This window comes from Neisseria sp. P0021.S007 (genome assembly GCF_051956855.1).
Genome location: NZ_JBQCXA010001692.1, coordinates 1 through 446, shown reverse-complemented (window position 1 = coordinate 446; position 446 = coordinate 1). Strand labels below are relative to the sequence as shown.

At 44.4% G+C, this 446-nt stretch carries 1 protein-coding gene; it reads left to right on the top strand.

The window, feature by feature from the left end; genetic code table 11:
- On the top strand, window positions 1–298 hold a 298-nt coding region (locus tag ACTHUR_RS20950; RefSeq protein ID WP_440400737.1), incomplete at its 5' end, for a TIGR02328 family protein.
- Between the last annotated feature and the right edge of the window lie 148 nt (window positions 299–446).

Genomic DNA, 446 nt, shown 5'->3' with positions numbered 1-446 from the left:
CGAAGGCACTGCTTTACGCGGAGCAGGCTGGGGCAGACCGCATGCGACGGTTAATTACGTTTTTACCCATTCGCCCTACAAACTCTATCTGTATCACGCGTTGATTATGGAAGAGATGGAAAAGTGCGGTTACAAACCCGATACCTTATGGAAAGACCCGCTGTATCGCGGCAAAACCGTTGCCCCATACCATTCGCACGCGGCTGAAACAGCTACTTCGCCGATTTATGCTGAACATGATGATGCTTACTTGGACGAATGTCTGGAAAATTTAAAAAGTAAAGGAATCATGGTATAAACCCATTTTTCAGACGGCCTGAATATTGAATACCCAAGGCCGTCTGAAACCACTTTAACCACAAACACTCTTAAACAACCGAGACAATAAAAATGTCAAAAATTACCGTATTCACACACGTGACGTTATGCCTGTCTCTTATACCAAT